The sequence below is a fragment of the Flavobacteriales bacterium genome (genome assembly GCA_020635855.1).
Classification (GTDB): domain Bacteria; phylum Bacteroidota; class Bacteroidia; order JACJYZ01; family JACJYZ01; genus JACJYZ01.
In genome coordinates this window covers 421023-442088 of sequence record JACJYZ010000002.1, presented here as the reverse complement: position 1 = coordinate 442088, position 21066 = coordinate 421023, and the positions used below count along the sequence as shown (strand labels likewise).

Below are 21066 nucleotides of genomic sequence, written 5' to 3'. Positions count from 1 at the left end.
TCCGTTAATGAATTAGGATTTGTCTTTTTTATGTCCTGCGTGACCACGGTACGTGCGTGTCGGCGCAAACTCACCAAGTTTATGACCCACCATGTTTTCCGTTACATACACAGGGATGAATTTATTTCCGTTGTGTACGGCGAAGGTCAATCCTACAAACTCGGGAGCGATCATTGATCGGCGGGACCATGTCTTGATCACTTTTTTATTTCCGCTGGCTACTTGTTCCAGGGAACGTTTTTCCAGCTTATGGTCGATAAAAGGGCCTTTTTTCAGGGAACGTGCCATGGCTTACTTCTTCCTTTTTTCTACAATGAAACGATTTGATGACTTCTTCTTGGAGCGGGTCTTGTATCCCTTGGCAGGTAAACCCTTTCTGGAACGTGGATGTCCACCTGAAGACTTACCTTCACCACCACCCATCGGGTGATCGACCGGGTTCATGGCCACACCTCTTGTGCGGGGGCGGCGTCCCAACCAACGGCTGCGACCGGCCTTACCTGAAACTTCCAATGATTTATCTGAGTTGGATGAAGCACCGATGGTTGCCAGGCAGCTGGTCAGTACCATGCGGGTTTCACCCGAAGGCAATTTGATGGTGGCGTATTTTCCTTCGCGGGCCACAAGCTGAGCGGAAGTTCCGGCACTGCGTGCAAGGGCCGCACCTGCGCCCGGATTCAGTTCGATGCTGCTCACAACGGTACCCAGTGGCACTTCTGCCAGAAAGAGGGCGTTGCCTGTTCTTGGCGCTGCACCTTTACCGGATACCACTTCCTGACCTACTTCCAGTCCGGCGGGAGCAATGATGTAACGCTTTTCACCATCGGCGTAGAACAACAGGGCGATACGTGCACTGCGGTTGGGATCGTACTCGATCGTTTTCACCGTTGCAGGGATGCCATGTTTATCACGTTTGAAGTCGACCACACGGTAACGTTTCTTATGACCACCGCCGATGTTGCGGACAGTCATTTTACCGGTGCGGTTACGGCCACCTGAACTCTTCTTCTTGGCCAACAACGACTTCTCGGGGCGATCGGTAGTGATCGCTTCGAAAGAGCTGATCACTTTGAAGCGCTGACCGGGCGTTACGGGTTTTAATTTTCTTAGTGCCATGATCCTTATCTAATCTTAATCTTATAAGTTGCTGTAAAAATCAATTGCTTCACCTGGAGCCAGGGATACAACCGCTTTCTTCACAGCATTGGTCCTTCCTGAAAAGAAACCGCGTTTGGTATAGCGGGACTTTGCCTTGCCTTTGTACTTCATGGTGTTCACAGAATCCACCTTGACTTTGTACATCGCCTCCACGGCCTTTTTGATCTCAACCTTGTTGGCTTTGGTGTCAACCAGAAAGCCATACTGATTCAGCTTTTCGGTTGCTGCCGTTTGCTTTTCGGTGATCAGTGGTTTGTAAATTACACTCATCGTTATTCGCTTAAGAGGTTATCAATCGCCTTCAGTGAACTTTCGGTAACCAGCAGTCCTTTGGCATTGAGGATATCATACGTATTGATATCACTTGCCTGAACCACCTGGGCGTTCTGCAGATTGCGTGCAGAAAGCAAAATGTTCTTATCCACCTTGTCGATCACAAGCAGCGACTTTCTGCCATCCACATTCAGGCTCTTCAGCATGTCGGCATACTGCTTGGTCTTGATGTTGTCGAAAGAAAAATCTTCCAGAACGGTCAGTTGATTGTCCTTTGCCTTATGAGCCAGTGCAGAGATCCTTGCAAGACGGCTGACCTTCTTGTTCAGTTTGTTGATGTAATTGCGGGGTTCCGGACCGAACACACGACCACCTCCTCTGAACAAAGGGTTGTTGATGCTACCCACACGGGCGCCGCCGCCGCCTTTTTGCTTGCGGAGTTTCTTCGTGCTACCCTTGATCTCGTTGCGCTCTTTCGCCTTGCTGGTACCTTGTCTGCGGTTGGCAAGGATCTGCTTTACGTCCAGGTAAATGGCATGGTCATTGGGCTCGATACCGAAGATGGCTTCGTTGAGCTTAACCTTTTTGCTCGTTTTTTTACCTTGAATATTTACTACCGTCAATTCCATGTGACCGTCAAATTTTATTATTTCTCAACCAGGACATAAGATCCTTTGGGGCCCGGGATCGCGCCGCTCACGATGAGCACGTTTTCTTCCGGAACTACTTTAACTACCTGTAGGTTCTGCACTTTTACACGTGCATGACCTGTTTGTCCTGCCATGCGCATTCCCTTGAATACCCTTGAAGGGAAAGAAGAAGCGCCTACCGAACCGGGGGCTCTCTGTCTATCGTGCTGTCCGTGCGTGCGGTCACCCACACCACTGAAACCATGCCTTTTCACAACGCCCTGAAAGCCTTTTCCTTTGCTTGTTCCAATCACATCAATCCAATCTCCCTCCTGGAAAATACCCACGGTTACGGCATCCCCTTCTTTTCCCGCTTCAGGAAAATCCCGGAACTCCACCACCTTGTGCTTGGGTGTAGCTTTGGTTTTGGCGAAGTGCCCTTTCTCGGCCTTCGTCACACTCTTTTCCTTCTTATCATCGAAGGCAAGCTGAACGGCTTCATATCCATCCTTTTCAGCGGTCTTCACCTGGGTGATCACACATGGACCGGCCTGAATCACCGTACATGCGATGTTCTTACCGTTTTCCAAAAACGTGCTGGTCATCCCCAGCTTTTTTCCAATAATACCTGCCATGGCTGTATCTTAAAAATGCAATCGTCAGACTTTGATTTCAACTTCCACTCCGCTGGGCAATTCCAGTTTCATGAGTGCATCAACCGTTTTGGAAGTTGTACTGTATATATCCATCAAACGCTTGTAGGCGTTCAACTGGAACTGGTTTCTTGCCTTCTTGTTGACGTGCGGCGACTTCAACACGGTGTAAATCCTTTTATGTGTAGGCAACGGGATCGGACCGCTTACCACGGCACCGGTTGACTTCACGGTTTTCACGATCTTCTCGGCGGACTTATCCACCAGGTTGTGATCGTAGGACTTCAGCTTGATTCTGATTCTTTGACTCATGAGATTAAACTTCTTCAGCTTTTTGACCTTTGACTTTTGATATCACATCATCCGCAATGTTACGCGGAACTTCAGCGTAGTGAGAAAATTCCATGGTAGAAGTGGCACGTCCTGAGGTCAGGGTACGCAACGTGGTCACATAACCGAACATTTCCGACAGAGGCACTTTCGCTTTCACCACCTGGGCACCTGCACGGGAATCCATACCTTCCATCTGACCACGGCGTCTGTTGAGGTCACCCACAACATCACCCATGTATTCATCCGGGGTTACAACTTCCACCTTCATGATGGGCTCCAACAACACCGGTCCGGCTTTCTTGCAAGCCTCACGGAACGCTGCACGTGCACAAATTTCGAACGACAGAGAATCAGAATCCACATCGTGGTAAGATCCGTCGAACAATTCCACCGAAAGGTTTTCCAAGGGGTAACCTGCCAATACGCCGGTTCCCATTGCGTTTTTGAAGCCCTTTTCAACGGACGGAATGAATTCGTTCGGAATGTTACCGCCTTTGATCTTGTTCACAAATTCGAGTCCGGGTACATCTTCTTCCTTCAGCGTGCGGGGACCTACCTTCACATAAATGTCGGCGAACTTACCGCGACCACCCGTTTGCTTCTTGTACAGCTCACGATGCTCAACCTGTTTGGTGATGGCTTCCTTGTAGGCAACCTGGGGTGCACCCTGGTTACATTCAACTTTGAACTCACGGCGCAGACGGTCCACGATGATATCCAGGTGCAGCTCACCCATACCACTGATCACGGTCTGACCGGTTTCTTCGTCGGTTTGTACCCGGAAGGTCGGATCTTCTTCAGCCAGTTTACCCAGCGCTACGCCGAGCTTATCCACATCGGCCTGTGTTTTGGGTTCAATGGCCAGTCCGATCACCGGATCAGGGAAGCTCATGCTTTCCAGTACGATCGGTGCCTTCTCATCACACAGGGTATCACCTGTGCGGATATCTTTGAAGCCAACAGCAGCGCCGATATCACCGGCTTCGATCTTTTCGATCGGGTTTTGCTTGTTGGAGTGCATCTGGAAGATACGGGAAATACGTTCTTTATTCTCCGACCTGGTGTTCAGGACGTAAGAGCCTGCTGAGAGGCTACCTGAGTACATCCGGAAAAATGCCAGACGGCCCACATACGGGTCGGTAGCAATCTTGAAGGCCAGGGCGGCCATCTTGTCGGAAGGATCTGCTTTTCTAACTTCTTCTGCACCGGTATCAGGATTTACTCCATGTACGGGTGGTACATCCAGCGGACTGGGCAGGAAAGTGGTCACTGCATCCAGCATGGTTTGTACACCTTTGTTCTTGAATGCAGATCCGCACATCATCGGAACGATGGTCATATCGATGGTGGCTTTGCGAATCGCCGCCGTGATCTCCTCTTCGGAGATAGAATCCGGATTATCAAAGAATTTTTCCAGCAGCTGATCATCGTATTCAGCTACCGACTCGATCAAGTGGCTTCTCCACTGATCAACGGTTTCCTTCAGGTCTTCCGGGATATCGATCACGTCATATTTGGCACCAAGAGATGCCTCGTCCCATACAATGGCCTGGTTGCGGATCAGGTCCACAACACCTTTGAAAGTTTCTTCGGCACCGATGGGAACTTGCAGGGGAACCGGTTTTGCGCTCAAACGGGTTTTGACTTGGTCAACCACATTGAAGAAATCGGCACCTGAACGGTCCATCTTGTTCACGAAAGCAATCCTCGGAACGTGGTACTTATTGGCCTGACGCCATACGGTTTCTGACTGGGGTTCAACACCACCCACGGCACAAAAAAGAGCCACAGCACCGTCAAGTACACGCAGGGAGCGCTCCACTTCAACGGTAAAATCTACGTGGCCCGGAGTATCAATCAGGTTGATCTTGAACTTCTCTCCTCTGTAAGTCCAGAAACATGTGGTAGCAGCGGAGGTAATGGTGATACCGCGCTCCTGTTCCTGCACCATCCAGTCCATGGTAGCCGCACCATCGTGCACCTCACCGATCTTATAATTCACACCGGTGTAGAACAGGATGCGCTCGGAAGTGGTGGTCTTACCGGCATCAATGTGCGCCATGATACCGATGTTCCTTGTTTGTTTAAGATTACTCATTGTTGCTTCTCCTGCTTAGAACCTGAAATGTGAAAACGCCTTGTTGGCTTCTGCCATGCGGTGTGTATCTTCCTTCTTCTTGAAGGCCGCTCCTTCTTCCTTTGACGCTGCAATGATCTCTTCAGCCAGTTTGTCGCTCATGTTGCGGCCTTTTCTCTCCCTTGAATACTTAATCAGCCATTTGATGCCCAGGGAAGTCTTCCTGCTCGGACGAACTTCCTGAGGAATCTGGAAGGTGGCTCCACCCACACGACGGCTTCTCACCTCAACCTGGGGAGTGACATTCGTCAGCGCCTTTTTCCAGATTTCCAGACCGTCTTCCTTGGTACGCTCACTCACACGCTCAATAGCACCGTAAAAAATCTCGTATGCGATGCTCTTCTTACCGCTCAACATCAGGTCGTTTACAAAACGTGTTACCAGGGTGTCCTTGAATTTTGGATCCGGCAGCAGATAATTCTTTTTTGCTCTTCCTTTTCTCATGGCTGAACTAACATTTATGCTTTAGGCGCTTTGGGTTTTTTTGCACCGTATTTTGACCTTCTTTGTTTGCGGCCTTCCACACCTGAAGTATCCAAGGTGCCCCGAACAATGTGGTAACGTACACCCGGAAGGTCCTTTACCCTACCTCCACGAACCAGCACGATGCTGTGTTCCTGCAGGTTATGACCTTCACCAGGGATATAAGCATTCACCTCTTTGCTGTTGGTCAGACGCACACGTGCAACTTTACGCATGGCCGAGTTGGGCTTCTTGGGCGTTGTGGTATATACGCGCACACAAACTCCTCTCCGTTGCGGACAGGAATCCAATGCCGGTGACTTGCTTTTGGAGACGATCGATTTACGTCCTTTCCTTACCAATTGCTGAATTGTAGGCATTCTCTTGTTTCTTTAATTTTCAGTATTCGGGGGCCTTTTATTCAAGTTTTCTCCCAATTTAGGGGCTGCAAAGGTACAAGGATTTTTTAAAAAACCAACATACCGGATGAAGATTTTCAATACATTCTTTTGTCCCATTTTCAAAGCACAACCTTCAGGTGATTTTTGTGGGCACCGGAACACGGAATCAACCATCGATGAACCCGTTGAAAAGTTTACTTGCCAGACCGTGCCAATGATGCTACTTTTGGGGCATGGGATACCTGGATCACCTGAATGATGCGCAACGCCACGCCATCGAATGCCTTGAAGGACCTGTCATGGTCATCGCCGGAGCCGGCTCCGGCAAAACCCGCGTGCTGACTTACCGCATCGTTCACCTGATGCGCAACGACGTGGATGCCTTTAACATCCTGGCCCTCACCTTCACCAATAAGGCTGCCCGTGAGATGAAAAACCGCATCATGGAGATTGTCGGTGATCACGAAGCCCGGAACCTATGGATGGGCACCTTCCACTCCGTATTCGCCCGCATCCTGCGCATGGAAGGCGAAAGGCTCGGCTACCCGTCCAACTTCACCATTTATGATACCGATGATTCCAAAAGCCTGCTGCGTAGCATCATCAAAGAAAGAAACCTTGATGACAAGGTATACCAGCCCGGCTACGTGTTGCATCGCATCTCTTCAGCCAAAAACAGCCTGATCTCGGTAGCCGAATACAAACAGGATCCCAATATTCAGTCTGACGATCATGCTTCAGGAAGAACCGAACTGGCTACCATCTTCCAGATTTATTCGGAAAGATGCTTCAAGGCGGGAGCCATGGACTTCGACGACATATTGGTGAACACCTACCGCCTGCTGAAAGAATTTCCGGAAGTTCTGCACAAGTATCAACACAAGTTCCGCTACATCATGGTGGATGAGTACCAGGATACCAACCACGCCCAGTACGCGATCATCAAAAAACTGGCCAGCGCTTACCAGAACATATGCGTAGTAGGGGATGACGCCCAAAGCATCTACGGCTTCCGTGGTGCAAACATTCAGAACATCCTTAATTTCGAAAAAGATTACCCGGATTTGCAGGTGTTCCGCCTCGAGCAGAACTACCGTTCCACCCAAACCATCGTGAATGCAGCCAACAGCCTGATATCGCACAATCGGGAACGGTTGCGCAAAGAAGTCTGGACCGCCAACGAAGCCGGCCAACCCATCCGCGTCATGCGGGCCCACAGCGACCAGGAAGAAGGCAAATGGGTCGCCCAATCGGTTTTTCAACTGAAGATGGAGGGCCAGCACCCAAACAGCGACTTCGCCGTGCTGTATCGCACCAATGCGCAATCGCGTGCCATGGAAGAAGCGTTCCGAAGACTCAACATACCTTATAAAATATACGGTGGCATCTCTTTTTACCAGCGCAAAGAGATCAAAGACCTGTTGGCTTATTTCAGGATGCTGATCAACCCGCATGACGAAGAAGCCCTGAAACGCATCATCAATTACCCGGCCCGCGGCATCGGGCAAACCACGGTAGACAAACTTGGTTTCCTGGCCACATCCAGTGGCAACAGCTACTGGGAGGTGTTACAGAACCCGGGCCTCCTGAACCAGCACTTCAACCGGGGGGTGCAATCCAAACTCAACGGCTTCTCGGCGCTGATCAAACATTTTCACGGGTTGCAGTCTTTAAAAGCAGCTTACGAAGTTGCGGAAGAGATTGCATCCACATCCGGGTTGATGAAAAGCCTTTATGACGACAAAACACCCGAGGGCATCAGCCGGTATGAGAACATCCAGGAATTGCTGAACGGGGTGCGTGCCTTTTGCGACAAAGAGGAACTGGATATGGTGACGGGTGAAGTAAGGCAGAAGACGTTGTCCGATTTCATGCAAGACATCGCCCTGCTGACCGATTCGGACAGGGACGATGAGGAAAACCCGGATCGGGTGCTGATGATGACCGTGCACGCAGCCAAGGGCCTTGAATTTCCCTATGTTTTTGTGGTTGGGATGGAAGAAAACCTCTTCCCTTCGCAACTGTCCGTTAATTCACGGGCCGACCTGGAAGAAGAAAGACGGTTGTTCTACGTGGCCATCACCCGGGCCAAGTCACGTGCATTTCTGTCGTACGCCACCTCCCGTTTTCGATGGGGCAATCTGGTACATTGCGAACCGAGCAGGTTCCTGGAAGAAATCGATGAGCAATACCTCGAACTCCCGAACATGCAGCAACGCAAAGCCATCCGCTCTGCCGTTGAAAGCGTGGAGAAACAATACCAGGTGAAGAAGAAAGAAGCCATCAACACCCTCCAACGAAAGCTGGTAAAGATTTCCAAGCCAACCCAGCCGGAGGCACCTTTTGAAGCAGATGATTCTTCCGCACTCCAAGCCGGCATGGAAGTCGAACACCAACGCTTTGGTAAAGGAAAAATCCTGAAGATCGAGGGCAGCGCCGAAAACCGGAAGGCGACCGTATTCTTTCCGGCCGCAGGACAAAAGCAATTGCTGCTAAAATATGCCAAGCTGAAGATCCGTTGAAGACTTCCCATGTTAGGACTCAGATGTTGTGATTATTTACCTATATTTGTGACCCGTCTGCCGGCTGGTAAACGGGCCGCGAAGCAAACAGGCTTGATTTTCTTCGCCTGAACAAACAAAGACTTTCTTATCAAATGGATCAAAAAGAAGCCAGACAACCCGCAAGTGTACCGGAATTGGAATACAACACCGAGAGAGGATTGATGATTATTCCGGAATACGGACGGAACATTCAGAAAATGGTCAATTATGCCTGCACCGTCGAAGACAAAACGCAGCGCAACAAAGTGGCACAATCCATCATCACGGTTATGGGTCAGCTGAACCCGCACCTGAGAGACATCAACGATTTCAAACATAAACTCTGGGATCACCTGTTCATCATTTCCAATTTCAACCTGGACGTGGACAGTCCGTATGAAAAACCTTCCCCCGATATCCTCGAATCCAAACCCGAACAAATGCGCTATCCGCAACACCACATGCGGTTCCGTCATTACGGGTTCACCATTGAAGAAATGATCCGGAAAGCAACGGAAATGGAAGAGGGTGAAAAGAAAGACGCCCTGGTAACCATCGTGGCCAATATGATGAAAAAGGCTTACCTGAGCTGGAACAAAGACAGCGTGAACGACCAGGACATCCTGGATCACCTGGACATGCTTTCACATGGTAAGCTCAAAATGAAAGATCCGAGCAGATTGACCAGCACCAACGAAATCCTGGCACAAGTGGGTGCCCAGAACAACAATTCCGGCGGCGGTCACAAGAAAGGCAAAAAGAAGCCGATGCAAAAAGGCAACCGCCCGCGCAAACGTCACTGATTTCCCGCATGGCTACCTTCGAAATCACCGGCGGTAAAAAGCTCCACGGCGAGCTGCAGCCACAAGGCGCAAAAAACGAAGCACTGCAGGTAATCTGCGCCGTTCTGCTCACCCCGGAAAAAGTCACCCTTCGCAACCTTCCTGACATCATCGATATCAACATCCTGATCGACCTGCTGGCCGACATGGGTGTGAAGATCAATCGGGTGGATCGCACCACATGTGAGTTTGAGGCGAAAGACATCAACCTCGAACACCTCAGTACCGAAGCCTTCAGAAAGAAAAGCAGCCGCATTCGCGGATCGGTCATGATCCTCGGTCCGCTCCTGGCGCGCTTCGGTAAAGCATTCGTTTCAAAACCCGGTGGCGACAAGATCGGCCGCAGAAGGCTTGATACCCACTTCCTGGGATTCCAAAACCTGGGTGCCCGGTTCGACTACGACAGCAGCATCAATTGCTACACCGTGCATGCCGATCATCTGAAGGGCACTTACATGCTGCTGGATGAAGCGTCGGTAACAGGCACAGCCAACATCGTTATGGCTGCATCTCTCGCCCGCGGAACCACAACCGTTTACAATGCCGCCTGCGAACCTTATCTGCAGCAACTTTGTTCCATGCTCAACCGCATGGGCGCGAAAATCAGCGGAATCGGTTCCAACCTCCTCACCATCGAAGGCACTGACCAACTGGGAGGCACAGAACATACCCTGCTCCCAGACATGATTGAAGTGGGTAGCTTCATAGGTCTGGCTGCCATGACGCAATCCGAGATCACCATCAAAAATACCGGATACGAACACCTGGGCATCATTCCACAAGTGTTCGGAAACCTGGGCATCCAATTCGAACGCAAGGGCGATGACATATACATTCCTGCACAAGATCACTACGAGATCGATGCTTTCATGGATGGCTCCATCATGACCATCGCCGATGCCCCCTGGCCGGGTTTCACACCCGACCTGCTAAGCATCGTGCTGGTGGTCGCCACCCAGGCAAAAGGCAGCGTACTCATCCATCAGAAGATGTTTGAGAGTCGCTTGTTCTTCGTGGATAAGCTGATCGACATGCGGGCACAAATCATCCTGTGTGATCCGCACCGCGCCACGGTAATCGGACTGAACCGGCTTCACCCGCTGAGGGGCATTGAAATGACCTCCCCGGATATCCGCGCTGGCGTGGCACTTCTGATTGCGGCACTTTCTGCCGAAGGCAAGAGCGTGATCCATAACATCGAACAGATTGACCGTGGTTACCAGCAGATCGATGCGAGATTGAATGCATTGGGTGCCGACATCCGGCGGGTGTCCTGATACATCCGCCACCTCCCGAAATTATCATTATATTTGCGCATGGCCTTGTTCAAACATCCGGCAACAACCGCCCTGGGTTCCATGGCGATCGCATTCCTGATCTTCGGGTTGATGCGACCGGACAGACCGGCCCATGCAGAAACCGCCCCGGTAGCTGTTTATGCCGGACCTGTTGACGTAGGAAGCAAAGCCCCCGACCTCAGTTTTGAAAACCCCGACGGAAAAACACTGTCCCTCTCTTCACTGAAAGGAAAGATCGTTCTGGTGGATTTCTGGGCTTCCTGGTGCCTTCCCTGCCGAAGGGAAAACCCGAACGTAGTGGAAGCTTACCACAAATACCACAAAGCCAAATTCAAGAAAGCAAAGGGTTTTGAAATCTTCAGTGTTTCTCTCGACAACAACAAAGACCGCTGGGTGAAAGCCATCGCTCAAGACGGCCTGGAGTGGGATTACCATGTCAGTGACCTGAAAGGATGGCAATCCGAAGCCGCAGTTATCTATGGCGTCAACTCCATTCCCTCCCAGTTCCTGATCAATGAAGACGGAGTGGTGATCGCCAAAAACCTGCGTGGCATTGACCTTCATTACGAATTGGACAAACTCGTCAAACACTGACCGTCCTGTCCCTTCGATTATCCCTCGGAATTCTCCCAAACTTTTTGATCTTTGCAAGCCCGTGACAATTGGCACCGCTGCATGCATGCCAGAACTGTCAATTTGGCGGCCATTGCACCACTGGCAAACTATTTGAACAGCTGGCCGGAGAAATGATCAATACCAACATGGAAGACAAAGAAGCGAAGAACAACACCGAAACAAACGAACAGGAAGCGCAACTGAAAGACCAGGCACAGCCTTCTCCATCCGAAGAACAAGCTGTGGAACCACAGGGAGATCAGTTGAAAGAATTAAACGACAAGTACCTGAGGCTCTATTCCGAGTTTGAGAACTTCCGGAAACGCACCATTCGCGAACGTGCGGATCTGATCAAAACGGCCGGAGAGGATGTTTTCCTGGCCCTTCTACCCATACTTGACGACTTTGAACGGGCGCTCCAATCCATTGAAGAAACAAAAGAAACAAAGGCAATCAGGGAAGGAATCGGACTGATCCATCACAAGCTTGTAAGTGCATTGGAGGGAAAAGGATTGCGCCCCATGAAATCCAAAGGGGAATCATTTGATGTGGAAAAGCACGAAGCCATATCGCAGGTGCCCGCACCCGACGAAGCTTCCAAAGGAAAAGTCATCGAAGAACTGGAAAAAGGATACACTTTGTATGATAAGGTGATCCGTTACGCAAAAGTGGTCATCGGCCAATAACATAGGAATATGTCAAAGCGAGATTATTACGATGTGCTGGGAGTTGATAAGAATGCCGGGGAAGCCGACATCAAAAAAGCTTACCGCAAACTTGCACTGAAGTACCATCCCGACAAAAACCCGGGCGACAAGGAAGCGGAGGAAAAATTCAAGGAAGCGGCCGAAGCCTATGAAGTGTTGAGCAACCCGGAAAAGCGCCAACGCTACAATCAGTTCGGCCATGCAGGCATGGGCGGTGCAGCGGGTGGCGGCTTCGGCGGCGGCATGAGCATGGACGATATCTTCAGTCAGTTCGGCGATATTTTCGGAGGACATAACCCGTTCGAATCATTCTTCGGCGGTGGTGGCGGAGGTCGCCGCTCTGCACGGGTGAACAGGGGAAGCAACATCCGTATCAAGGTTTCGCTGACCCTTCAGGAAATCGCGGAAGGTGTTGAGAAAAAAATCAAGGTAAGCAAATATGTCACCTGCCTTTCCTGCAAAGGAACAGGCGCAGAAGGCAGCGGTGGGTTCACCACCTGCAATACCTGCCACGGTACAGGCCAGGTCACCCGCATCGCCAATACCATCCTTGGGCAGATGCAGACCACCACCACATGCCCTCATTGCGGTGGTGAAGGCAAAACCATCACCAACAAATGCAACACCTGTTTCGGAGATGGCATCGTGAAGGGTGAAGAAGTGATCACCTTAAAGATCCCCGCCGGTGTGGAAGAAGGCATGCAGCTCAGCGTAAGCGGCAAGGGAAATGCCGGTCCGCGTGGTGGCATTCCCGGTGATCTTGTGGTGCTGATCGAAGAAAAGGAAGACCCCAACCTGATCCGTGACGGGGAGAATGTCATCCACCAAACCTATGTCAGTTTCATTGATGCGGCCCTGGGCACATCCATTGAAGTTCCTACAATCAGCGGCAAAGCCAAGATCAAAATCGCAGCCGGAACACAAAGCGGAAAGATCCTGCGTCTGAAAGGAAAAGGACTCACATCCCTGAATGGTTACGGGAAGGGAGATCAGCTGGTGGAGGTGAATGTGTACGTACCCGAAAACCTCAGTTCAGAAGAAAAATCCCTCCTTGAGAAACTCCGGGATTCGAAAAACTTCAAACCCGACAAAAAAATAGACCGCAAGAGTTTCTTCGATCGCATGCGGGAAAAGTTTTGAGGCATTCGCACGTTAATGTGTAAATTCGGCGGGTATGAGCAATCTTCTCAGGGTTCGGAACATCTCAAAAAGTTTCTCAGGACATCAGGCATTAACAGATGTAAGCCTGGATGTGCCCAATGGCAGCATCTTCGGATTGCTCGGACCGAACGGTGCGGGTAAAACCACCCTGATCCGCATCATCAACCAGATCTCCACACCAGATGAAGGCAAAGTGTATTTCGGTGCCGAACTGCTGAAGCCCAAACATGTTGAACAGATCGGTTATCTCCCCGAAGAGCGTGGACTGTACCGGAAAATGGAGGTTGGCGAACAAGCCCTTTACCTCGCCCGGTTAAAAGGCCTCGACAGGAAGGAAGCCCTTAACCGGTTGCGTTACTGGTTCGAAAAATTCGAGATCGAAAGCTGGTGGAAAAAGAAGATCGAAGACCTGTCGAAAGGTATGCAGCAGAAAATCCAGTTCATTACCACAGTGGTACATGAACCCAGGCTGCTGATCTTTGATGAACCCTTCACCGGTTTCGACCCCATCAACGCCAACCTCATCAAGGAGGAGATCCGCGAGTTGCAGAAGAAAGGTGCAACCATCATTTTTTCCACCCACAGGATGGAATCCGTGGAAGAACTTTGCGACCACATCGCACTCATCAATCGCTCAAAAAAAATCCTCGATGGATCCATCGAGGAGATCCGCAAGTCGTACCACTTCAACATGTACCGGGTTGAATTCAGCGGCCACTTGCTGGCATTCACCAACAGCCTTTGGGCCGGCGCCGAGGTGGTTGAAAATGGCGAACAAAACGGCCGCAGGGTGGTAACACTGCGTCTGTTGAACCAGAATACACCCAATGACGTGTTGAATGCGGTACTGCCCAATGTACAAGTGCACTCCTTTACGGAAGTGATCCCATCCATGAATGAAATCTTCATCAGCAAAGTGCAGGAAATGGGTGATGGCAACCCGGATCATGACACATTGAAGCCATCGGAAAACGGACAAGGATCATGAAAAACAACCTGGGCAAAATACCACTGATCATCAAACGGGAATACCTCACCCGTGTCCGGAAACGATCTTTCCTGATCATGACCCTGGTGGGCCCTTTGCTGATGGCAGCCCTGGTGCTTACCCCCTATTGGTTGAACAAGGTGGAAACCTCACACCGCACCATTGTTGTGGTAGACCAATCAGTGATGTTCCCGCCGAAATCCATGGCCAACTCGGAACAAATCTCTTTCGACTGGCGCTATCTCGACAAGAAATTTGAGGATGTGCACCGCATGTTCCGCGATTCCGACAACGTATCCATATTGGATATCCAGGGAGATCCCATGAAGGCAAATGCCATTGTGCTCTGGTCATCCAAACAGCCCGGACTGAGCGCCATCACCTATGTACAAAAAGAGGTGGAACAGCAGCTGGAAGATTATAAGATGATCAAACGCGACATTGATCCGGATGTGATTCGCGGCACCAAGACCCAGATCAACATCGTCAACAATGTAAACGGAGATAACTCGCTGTTGGAACAACGCATCATTGTGGGCATGGTTGGAGCCATGATCATCTATTTCTTCATCTTCCTTTTCGGTACCCAGATCATGCGGGGGGTGATGGAAGAAAAAACCAACCGCATCGTAGAAGTGATCATTTCTTCGGTGCGTCCCTTCCACCTGATGATGGGAAAAATTCTGGGGGTTTCCCTGGTCGGACTCACCCAGTTCGCTTTGTGGATTGTACTGAGCACTGTGGTATTGACCGGTGCCAAAACGGTGTTCGCAGAAAGGTATGATGCCAAAACAGTTGTGCAGGAATTCCAACAAAACCAAGCCACCCACCTGCAGGACAATGCATCCCCGAATGACGATAAGTCGCAAAAAATGTCAGTGGTTTTCCAATCCATCAGCAACATCAACTGGCCGGTTATCCTGGGCATGTTTGTCTTCTATTTTCTGGGCGGATACCTCCTCTACGGATCTCTATTCGCCGCCATCGGTTCTGCGGTAGACAGCGAAACGGATACCCAGCAATTCATGCTGCCGATGACCATACCCCTGATCATCGGCTTCACCATTGCCATGCAGGTCGGGCTCAATGACCCGACGGGCCCCCTGGCCACTTGGTGCTCCATCTTTCCGCTGACATCTCCGGTGGTGATGATGGTACGCATCCCGTTCGGTGTGCCTTGGTATGAATTGTTGTTTTCTGCCCTCATGCTGATCGGTGCATTCCTGGGAAGCACATGGCTTTCGGGCAGGATCTACCGCATCGGTATCCTGATGTACGGACAAAAAATAAGTTGGAAGGAACTGGGCAGATGGATCCGCATCCGCAACTGATCTTTCACTTACCGTATATTTGTTGATGTACCCACACGTCTCAAAACTTTAATAATGACCACCATGGCCAAGATCCTTGTAATTGATGATGAGAAGAGCATCCGCAATTCACTAAAAGACATCCTTGAGTACGAAAAGTTCGAGGTGGGTGAAGCCGCCGACGGAAAGGAAGGGATCGAAAAAGCCAAAGGAGAAAAGTTCGACGTGATCCTCTGCGACATCAAGATGCCCAAGATGGATGGCATGGAAGTACTCGAAACCCTGATCGAGGTCACACCCGAAACACCGGTGGTGATGATCTCCGGGCACGGCAACATCGACACGGCCGTAGATGCACTGAAAAAAGGCGCATATGACTACATTTCCAAACCGCTCGACCTGAACCGTCTCCTGGTGACGGTTCGCAATGCACTTGACCGCAAATCGCTGATCCAGGAGACCCGGGTGCTAAAAAAGAAGATCGCCAAAACGCACGACATGGTGGGCGATTCGAAGATGATGCAGGCCGTGAAAGACATGATCGACAAGGTAGCGGAAACCGATGCGCGCGTGCTGGTCACCGGTGAAAACGGAACCGGAAAAGAATTGGTGGCACGATGGATCCACGCCAAAAGCCACCGTTCCGGATCACCGCTGATCGAAGTCAACTGCGCTGCCATCCCATCCGAACTCATCGAAAGCGAGCTGTTCGGTCATGAAAAAGGTTCCTTCACTTCCGCGGTGAAACAACGCATCGGGAAGTTCGAACAGGCATCGGGTGGTACGCTCTTCCTGGACGAGATCGGCGACATGAGCTTGTCAGCCCAGGCCAAGGTGCTTCGTGCCCTGCAGGAAAACAAAATCACCCGTGTGGGCGGAGAAAAAGAGATTAAGGTGGATGTGCGCGTGATCGCCGCCACCAACAAAGACCTGCTGAAAGAGATCGAAGCCGGCAACTTCCGGGAAGACCTTTACCACCGCCTGAGTGTGATTGTAATCAAGGTACCGTCTCTCAACGAACGCCTGGAAGACATCCCGAAACTGGCTGAACATTTCTGTACACTCATCTGCGAAGAAGGCGGCATGAAAGAGAAGTCGTTTACCAAAGAAGCGATCAAAGAATTGCAAAAGATCCGGTGGACGGGAAACATCCGCGAGTTCAGGAATGTGGTGGAGCGACTGATCATCCTTTGTGGCGATAAAATCACCGACCAGGATGTGAAGAATTTCGCGCAGCCGCTGAGCGGACAGAAGTAGTCTTTAGTCGTAAGTCGCCAGTCTTTAGTACAACGCAACGCACAAGAAAACCCTTGATCGAATTTCCAGCCACCCGTCTGTAGGGAATGAAGAAATCACCTGTTCTTTCACGGTACTCATGCAACCTCTTATCTCAAATTTCTCATTTCGCGATATGCGAAATGAGAAATTTATTATATTTGCCCCATGAGAAAACACAACGGAATGCGGCCCCAGGATGTGGCAATTCTACTCAAGATCATCACCCTTTCAGATACATCCTGGAGATTGATTGACCTATCCAATTCAATGCGACTCAGCATATCGGAAATTTCCGAATCCCTGAACCGAAGCTGTATTGCTGGACTCATTGATCATAACAAGAAGAATGTGAACCGCCAGAATCTATTTGACTTCCTGCAACACGGTATCAGATATGTGTTTCCACAGAAACCCGGCACAATGACCCGGGGAATACCCACCGCCCATTCTCACCCTTTTATGAAAAAGCTTATCCTCAGTGATCTCGACTTCGTGTGGCCATACTCAAAGGGAAAAGCAATGGGACTGGAAATACAACCCTTTTACCCGAAACAAGTGGAAGCATCACAAGATGATGAGGCATTTTACAAACTATTGGCCCTTACAGATGTTCTCCGGGTAGGAAAAGTCAGGGAGATCAAATATGCCATTGATGAATTAAAAAAAGGCATCGTTAATGTTTCATCGTAACATCACCCGCATTAAAGCCGTCGCCAATGCGCTGGAAGAATTGAAGGAGAAAGTTGTTTTTGTCGGAGGTGCGACAATCTCCCTCTACCCAGACCAACCTGTACTGGAAACACGCCCTACAGACGATGTTGATGTAATCATTGAAATACTCAACTACAAGGAACGCATAGAATTGGAGGAGAAACTACATGCCATCGGCTTTACAAACGATATACAATCCGGCATTGTTTGCAGATATCGAATCAATGGGATCATTGTGGACATCATGCCAACAAATGATCCCTCGATCGGATTTCATAACAAATGGTATCCGGATGGGTTCAAAAACGCCATTTGGCACACAGTCGATCCCACCTGTATCATCCAAATACTTAGCGCACCTCATTTTATCGCCACCAAATTCGAGGCGTTTAAAGGCCGGGGGAAAAGCGACGGTAGAACCAGCCACGATTTTGAAGACATCATATATGTCCTGGAAAACAGAAGCACCATCTGGGAAGAAATGAACAGCGCAGAATTGGAGTTAAAGAAATACATACATTCAGAATTTACCGATCTACTGCGGAACCCTCATCACGCTGAATGGATTGAATGCCACACCTCTCCCGGTTCTCCTCCAGCCACCAACCACATCCTGACAGAAATACTCCGCTTCGCGCAGCCGCTGAACGGACAGAAGTAGTCTTTAGTCGTAAGTCGCTAGTCTTTAGAAAGAGAAGCGACCGGAAAATTCCTAATTCCTAATTCCTAATTCCTGATTCACCTTCTCCCTCGCCTTGTCCAGCGCCTTGTCCAGTCCGTCGGGATTTTTTCCGCCGGCCGTGGCAAAGAACGGCTGACCGCCGCCGCCGCCCTGTATCTCTGTTGCCAGTTCGCGCACCCATTGACCGGCATTCCAGTCTTTCGCTTTCACGAGGTCATCACTCACCATAACTGATAAAAGTGGTTTGCCATTGAATACGCTTCCCAGCACCATCACAAGGTTGGGGTATTCCTGGCGGAACGCAAAGGCCAGGTCTTTGATGGTGGATGCATCCGCATCATGGCGGGTGATCAGCACGCGCACATCTCCCGCTTCAGTGATCTGGCTATCGAGTGACTCACGGGCAGCACCTGATCTTTCCTTTCGGGCCGACTCCAGTTTGGCATTCACTTCCTGGATCTGTTGCCGGATGTTTTCTGCGCGGGATTTTTCTTCCGCATCATCCTCTGCAATCTGCTTTTCCAGCACGGCCAATTTCTGCTGGGCGCGCGCCAGCAGGTCGGGTGCGGACGCAAATCCGTCACCAGCCAGATCAAGCGAAATAAGCTCTTTCACGGCGCCCTCCACTTCCTGCCATGCGGTTTCCTTTTTGTGTTTTTCTTCTTCGAGATGCGCCCTGGCAGCATCACCCGTCACAGCCTCTATCCGGCGGATGCCGGCAGCCACCGATGATTCTTTGATGATCTCGAAAGCACCGATGTCGTTCGTGTTCTGCACGTGGATTCCTCCACACAGTTCCACCGAATCCCCGAACCGGATCACACGCACCTTATCGCCATACTTTTCACCGAACAACGCCATGGCACCCATGGCCTTCGCCTCGTCGATGGGAACGGCGCGGCGTTCATCCAGCGGACACGCCTTGTTGATCTCGGCCTTCACGAGTTGCGTGATCTGTTGCAACTCTTCGGCGCTCACTTTTTGAAAATGGGAGAAGTCGAACCTCAAATGTTCGGGGTCCACCAATGAACCCTTCTGCTCTACGTGGGTGCCCAAAACCTGACGCAGCGCGGCATGCAGCAAGTGGGTGGCAGAGTGATTGCGTGCGGTTGAACGACGTTTTGACGTGTCCACAACCGCTGCGAATGTTGCTTTCGGATCGGCGGGAAGCCTGTCTGTAAAATGCAGGATCAGGTCGTTTTCTTTTTTGGTATCGAGGATTTGCACCGAAGAACCGTTGGCTGTCAGGGTACCGGTATCTCCCACCTGGCCTCCGCCCTCGGCATAGAACGGGGTGTGGTCCAACACGATCTGAAACCCTTCCCTCCCCTTCGCTTTGTACGGGCGATAGCGGGTGATGTGGACCAGGTTCTCGGTTTGGTCATATCCCACAAAATCTTCCTGACCGGAAGGGTTCACTTCCACCCAATCGCCGGTTTCCATTTTACCGGCCTGGCGGGAGCGGTCTTTTTGTTCCTGCAGGGAGGCATTGTAAGCCGCTTCATCCAATCCTCCGAAACCCTTTTCTCTTGCCATCAGGGTAGTAAGATCCACCGGGAAACCGTAGGTGTCAAAAAGTTCAAAGGCGATGGGACCTGGGAACAACTGGTCGGATGCAGCTTTCAGGTTGGCACATGCTTTCTCAAAACGGTCAATCCCTTTTTCCAGGGTATTCAGGAAGTTGGATTCTTCTTCGCGAATAACTTCTGCGATGAGTGCCTGCTGTGCTTTCAACTCGGGAAATGCATCACCCATTTGTTTTGTCAGCACCGGAACGAGTTGGTGGATGAACGGCTCCTGGATGTTCAGGTAGCTGTACCCGTAACGGATGGCGCGGCGAAGGATGCGCCTGATCACATACCCGGCGCCGGTATTGGAAGGCAGCTGGCCATCAGCGATGGAGAAGGCCACGGCGCGCACGTGGTCGGAGATCACACGCAGGGCGATGTCGGTAGCTGTATCCTTTCCGTACTTCACACCCGTTTTCTTTTCCAATGCCTGGATCAGCGGCTGAAACACATCCGTATCGTAGTTTGAACGTTTTCCTTGCAGCACCATGCAGAGGCGTTCCAGGCCCATGCCGGTATCCACGTGTTTGGCGGGCAGGTTTTCCAGGCTACCGTCTTTCTTGCGGTTGAACTGGATGAACACCAGGTTCCAGATCTCTATTACCTGGGGGTGACCGGTGTTCACAAGGTCTTTGCCATCCTGTTGTTTTCTTTCTTCATCGCTGCGGATGTCAACGTGAATTTCTGAGCAGGGTCCGCACGGACCGGTATCGCCCATTTCCCAGAAATTATCCTTGCGGCTGAACTCGAGGATTCGATCTGTAGAGATGTGTTGGCTCCACAACCCGATGGCCTCGTCGTCTTTCGGTAAACCGTCTGTTTCATCGCCACCGAAAACGGTCACATACATGCGGGAGGTATCTATTTTGTAAACGTCGGTGAGCAGTTCCCACGCCCAATCTATGGCTTCCTTTTTAAAGTAATCACCGAACGACCAGTTGCCAAGCATCTCGAACATGGTGTGGTGGTAGGTATCCACACCCACCTCTTCCAGGTCGTTGTGCTTGCCGGATACACGCAGGCATTTTTGGGTGTCGGCCACGCGTTTGTCCTCCGGTTGCCGGTTGCCCAGGAAGTAATCCTTGAATTGGTTCATGCCGGCGTTGGTGAACAACAGGGTCGGATCGTTCTTAATCACCATAGGGGCAGAAGGCACGATGGCATGTTGCTTACCTTTAAAGAAGTCCAGGAACTGTTGCCGAATTTGAGAAGCGCTTAACATTTGGATCCGACCGGTTTGTATTGTTAATAATTTACTGACAGTCAACTGGCTGCACCGTTGACATATCGGACATATTGTTTATATTTGCCGTTAAT

21 protein-coding genes are annotated in these 21066 nt (G+C 50.6%); 11 read left to right on the top strand and 10 right to left on the bottom strand.

Annotation, left to right across the window (positions count from 1 at the left end; translation table 11 throughout):
• Nucleotides 1-12: 12 nt before the first annotated feature.
• The 9 genes from rpsS to H6585_01790 are packed head-to-tail and all read right to left on the bottom strand — an operon-like array spanning nucleotide 13 to nucleotide 6025.
• Nucleotides 13-288: a 30S ribosomal protein S19 gene (gene rpsS, locus H6585_01830; GenBank protein ID MCB9447067.1), complete on the bottom strand. Its 276-nt coding sequence runs from the start codon at nucleotides 286-288 to the stop codon at nucleotides 13-15.
• Between the two features lie 3 nt (nucleotides 289-291).
• The gene (gene rplB / locus H6585_01825) at nucleotides 292-1116 is read right to left on the bottom strand and encodes a 50S ribosomal protein L2 (protein MCB9447066.1); all 825 of its coding nucleotides are present in this window, start codon (nucleotides 1114-1116) and stop codon (nucleotides 292-294) included.
• A 21-nt stretch (nucleotides 1117-1137) separates the two neighbouring features.
• Complete coding sequence (gene rplW / locus H6585_01820; GenBank protein MCB9447065.1) at nucleotides 1138-1428, bottom strand: 50S ribosomal protein L23; 291 nt, start codon at nucleotides 1426-1428, stop codon at nucleotides 1138-1140.
• A 2-nt stretch (nucleotides 1429-1430) separates the two neighbouring features.
• Nucleotides 1431-2060: a 50S ribosomal protein L4 gene (gene rplD / locus H6585_01815; protein ID MCB9447064.1), complete on the bottom strand. Its 630-nt coding sequence runs from the start codon at nucleotides 2058-2060 to the stop codon at nucleotides 1431-1433.
• 17 nt (nucleotides 2061-2077) lie between these two features.
• The gene (gene rplC, locus H6585_01810) at nucleotides 2078-2695 is read right to left on the bottom strand and encodes a 50S ribosomal protein L3 (GenBank protein MCB9447063.1); all 618 of its coding nucleotides are present in this window, start codon (nucleotides 2693-2695) and stop codon (nucleotides 2078-2080) included.
• A 24-nt stretch (nucleotides 2696-2719) separates the two neighbouring features.
• The gene (rpsJ, locus tag H6585_01805; protein ID MCB9447062.1) at nucleotides 2720-3025 is read right to left on the bottom strand and encodes a 30S ribosomal protein S10; all 306 of its coding nucleotides are present in this window, start codon (nucleotides 3023-3025) and stop codon (nucleotides 2720-2722) included.
• A gap of 4 nt (nucleotides 3026-3029) precedes the next feature.
• The gene (gene fusA, locus H6585_01800; protein MCB9447061.1) at nucleotides 3030-5144 is read right to left on the bottom strand and encodes an elongation factor G; all 2115 of its coding nucleotides are present in this window, start codon (nucleotides 5142-5144) and stop codon (nucleotides 3030-3032) included.
• Between the two features lie 15 nt (nucleotides 5145-5159).
• Nucleotides 5160-5627 carry a 30S ribosomal protein S7 gene (gene rpsG / locus H6585_01795; GenBank protein ID MCB9447060.1) on the bottom strand — a complete coding sequence of 156 codons (468 nt, stop codon included), beginning with the start codon at nucleotides 5625-5627 and terminating at the stop codon, nucleotides 5160-5162.
• 14 nt (nucleotides 5628-5641) lie between these two features.
• Complete coding sequence (locus H6585_01790; protein MCB9447059.1) at nucleotides 5642-6025, bottom strand: 30S ribosomal protein S12; 384 nt, start codon at nucleotides 6023-6025, stop codon at nucleotides 5642-5644.
• Nucleotides 6026-6279: 254 nt separating this feature from the next.
• On the opposite strand from H6585_01790, the gene H6585_01785 reads away from it, so the two are divergent.
• From H6585_01785 to H6585_01735, 11 genes are all read left to right on the top strand, one after another.
• Nucleotides 6280-8568 carry a UvrD-helicase domain-containing protein gene (locus H6585_01785; GenBank protein ID MCB9447058.1) on the top strand — a complete coding sequence of 763 codons (2289 nt, stop codon included), beginning with the start codon at nucleotides 6280-6282 and terminating at the stop codon, nucleotides 8566-8568.
• Nucleotides 8569-8702: 134 nt separating this feature from the next.
• On the top strand, nucleotides 8703-9392 hold the full coding sequence (locus H6585_01780) for a DUF4290 domain-containing protein (GenBank protein ID MCB9447057.1): 690 nt from the start codon (nucleotides 8703-8705) through the stop codon (nucleotides 9390-9392).
• Between the two features lie 8 nt (nucleotides 9393-9400).
• Complete coding sequence (gene murA / locus H6585_01775) at nucleotides 9401-10708, top strand: UDP-N-acetylglucosamine 1-carboxyvinyltransferase (GenBank protein ID MCB9447056.1); 1308 nt, start codon at nucleotides 9401-9403, stop codon at nucleotides 10706-10708.
• 39 nt (nucleotides 10709-10747) lie between these two features.
• On the top strand, nucleotides 10748-11323 hold the full coding sequence (locus H6585_01770; protein MCB9447055.1) for a redoxin domain-containing protein: 576 nt from the start codon (nucleotides 10748-10750) through the stop codon (nucleotides 11321-11323).
• Between the two features lie 152 nt (nucleotides 11324-11475).
• The gene (locus H6585_01765) at nucleotides 11476-12030 is read left to right on the top strand and encodes a nucleotide exchange factor GrpE (GenBank protein MCB9447054.1); all 555 of its coding nucleotides are present in this window, start codon (nucleotides 11476-11478) and stop codon (nucleotides 12028-12030) included.
• 9 nt (nucleotides 12031-12039) lie between these two features.
• Entirely contained in the window at nucleotides 12040-13191 is a 1152-nt protein-coding gene (gene dnaJ, locus H6585_01760) for a molecular chaperone DnaJ (GenBank protein MCB9447053.1), read from the top strand.
• Between the two features lie 34 nt (nucleotides 13192-13225).
• Entirely contained in the window at nucleotides 13226-14200 is a 975-nt protein-coding gene (locus tag H6585_01755; protein MCB9447052.1) for an ABC transporter ATP-binding protein, read from the top strand.
• Nucleotides 14197-15531: an ABC transporter permease gene (locus H6585_01750; GenBank protein MCB9447051.1), complete on the top strand. Its 1335-nt coding sequence runs from the start codon at nucleotides 14197-14199 to the stop codon at nucleotides 15529-15531. The genes H6585_01755 and H6585_01750 overlap by 4 nt, the downstream gene beginning before the upstream one ends.
• Nucleotides 15532-15594: 63 nt before the next feature.
• Nucleotides 15595-16767, top strand: a complete 1173-nt coding sequence (locus tag H6585_01745) for a sigma-54-dependent Fis family transcriptional regulator (GenBank protein MCB9447050.1) — start codon at nucleotides 15595-15597, stop codon at nucleotides 16765-16767.
• Nucleotides 16768-16953: 186 nt separating this feature from the next.
• Nucleotides 16954-17478: a hypothetical protein gene (locus H6585_01740; protein ID MCB9447049.1), complete on the top strand. Its 525-nt coding sequence runs from the start codon at nucleotides 16954-16956 to the stop codon at nucleotides 17476-17478.
• The gene (locus H6585_01735) at nucleotides 17465-18160 is read left to right on the top strand and encodes a nucleotidyl transferase AbiEii/AbiGii toxin family protein (GenBank protein ID MCB9447048.1); all 696 of its coding nucleotides are present in this window, start codon (nucleotides 17465-17467) and stop codon (nucleotides 18158-18160) included. Before H6585_01740 ends, H6585_01735 begins: the two co-directional genes overlap by 14 nt.
• A gap of 51 nt (nucleotides 18161-18211) precedes the next feature.
• Here H6585_01735 and alaS read toward each other — a convergent pair whose 3' ends face one another.
• Complete coding sequence (alaS, locus tag H6585_01730) at nucleotides 18212-20971, bottom strand: alanine--tRNA ligase (protein MCB9447047.1); 2760 nt, start codon at nucleotides 20969-20971, stop codon at nucleotides 18212-18214.
• Between the last annotated feature and the right edge of the window lie 95 nt (nucleotides 20972-21066).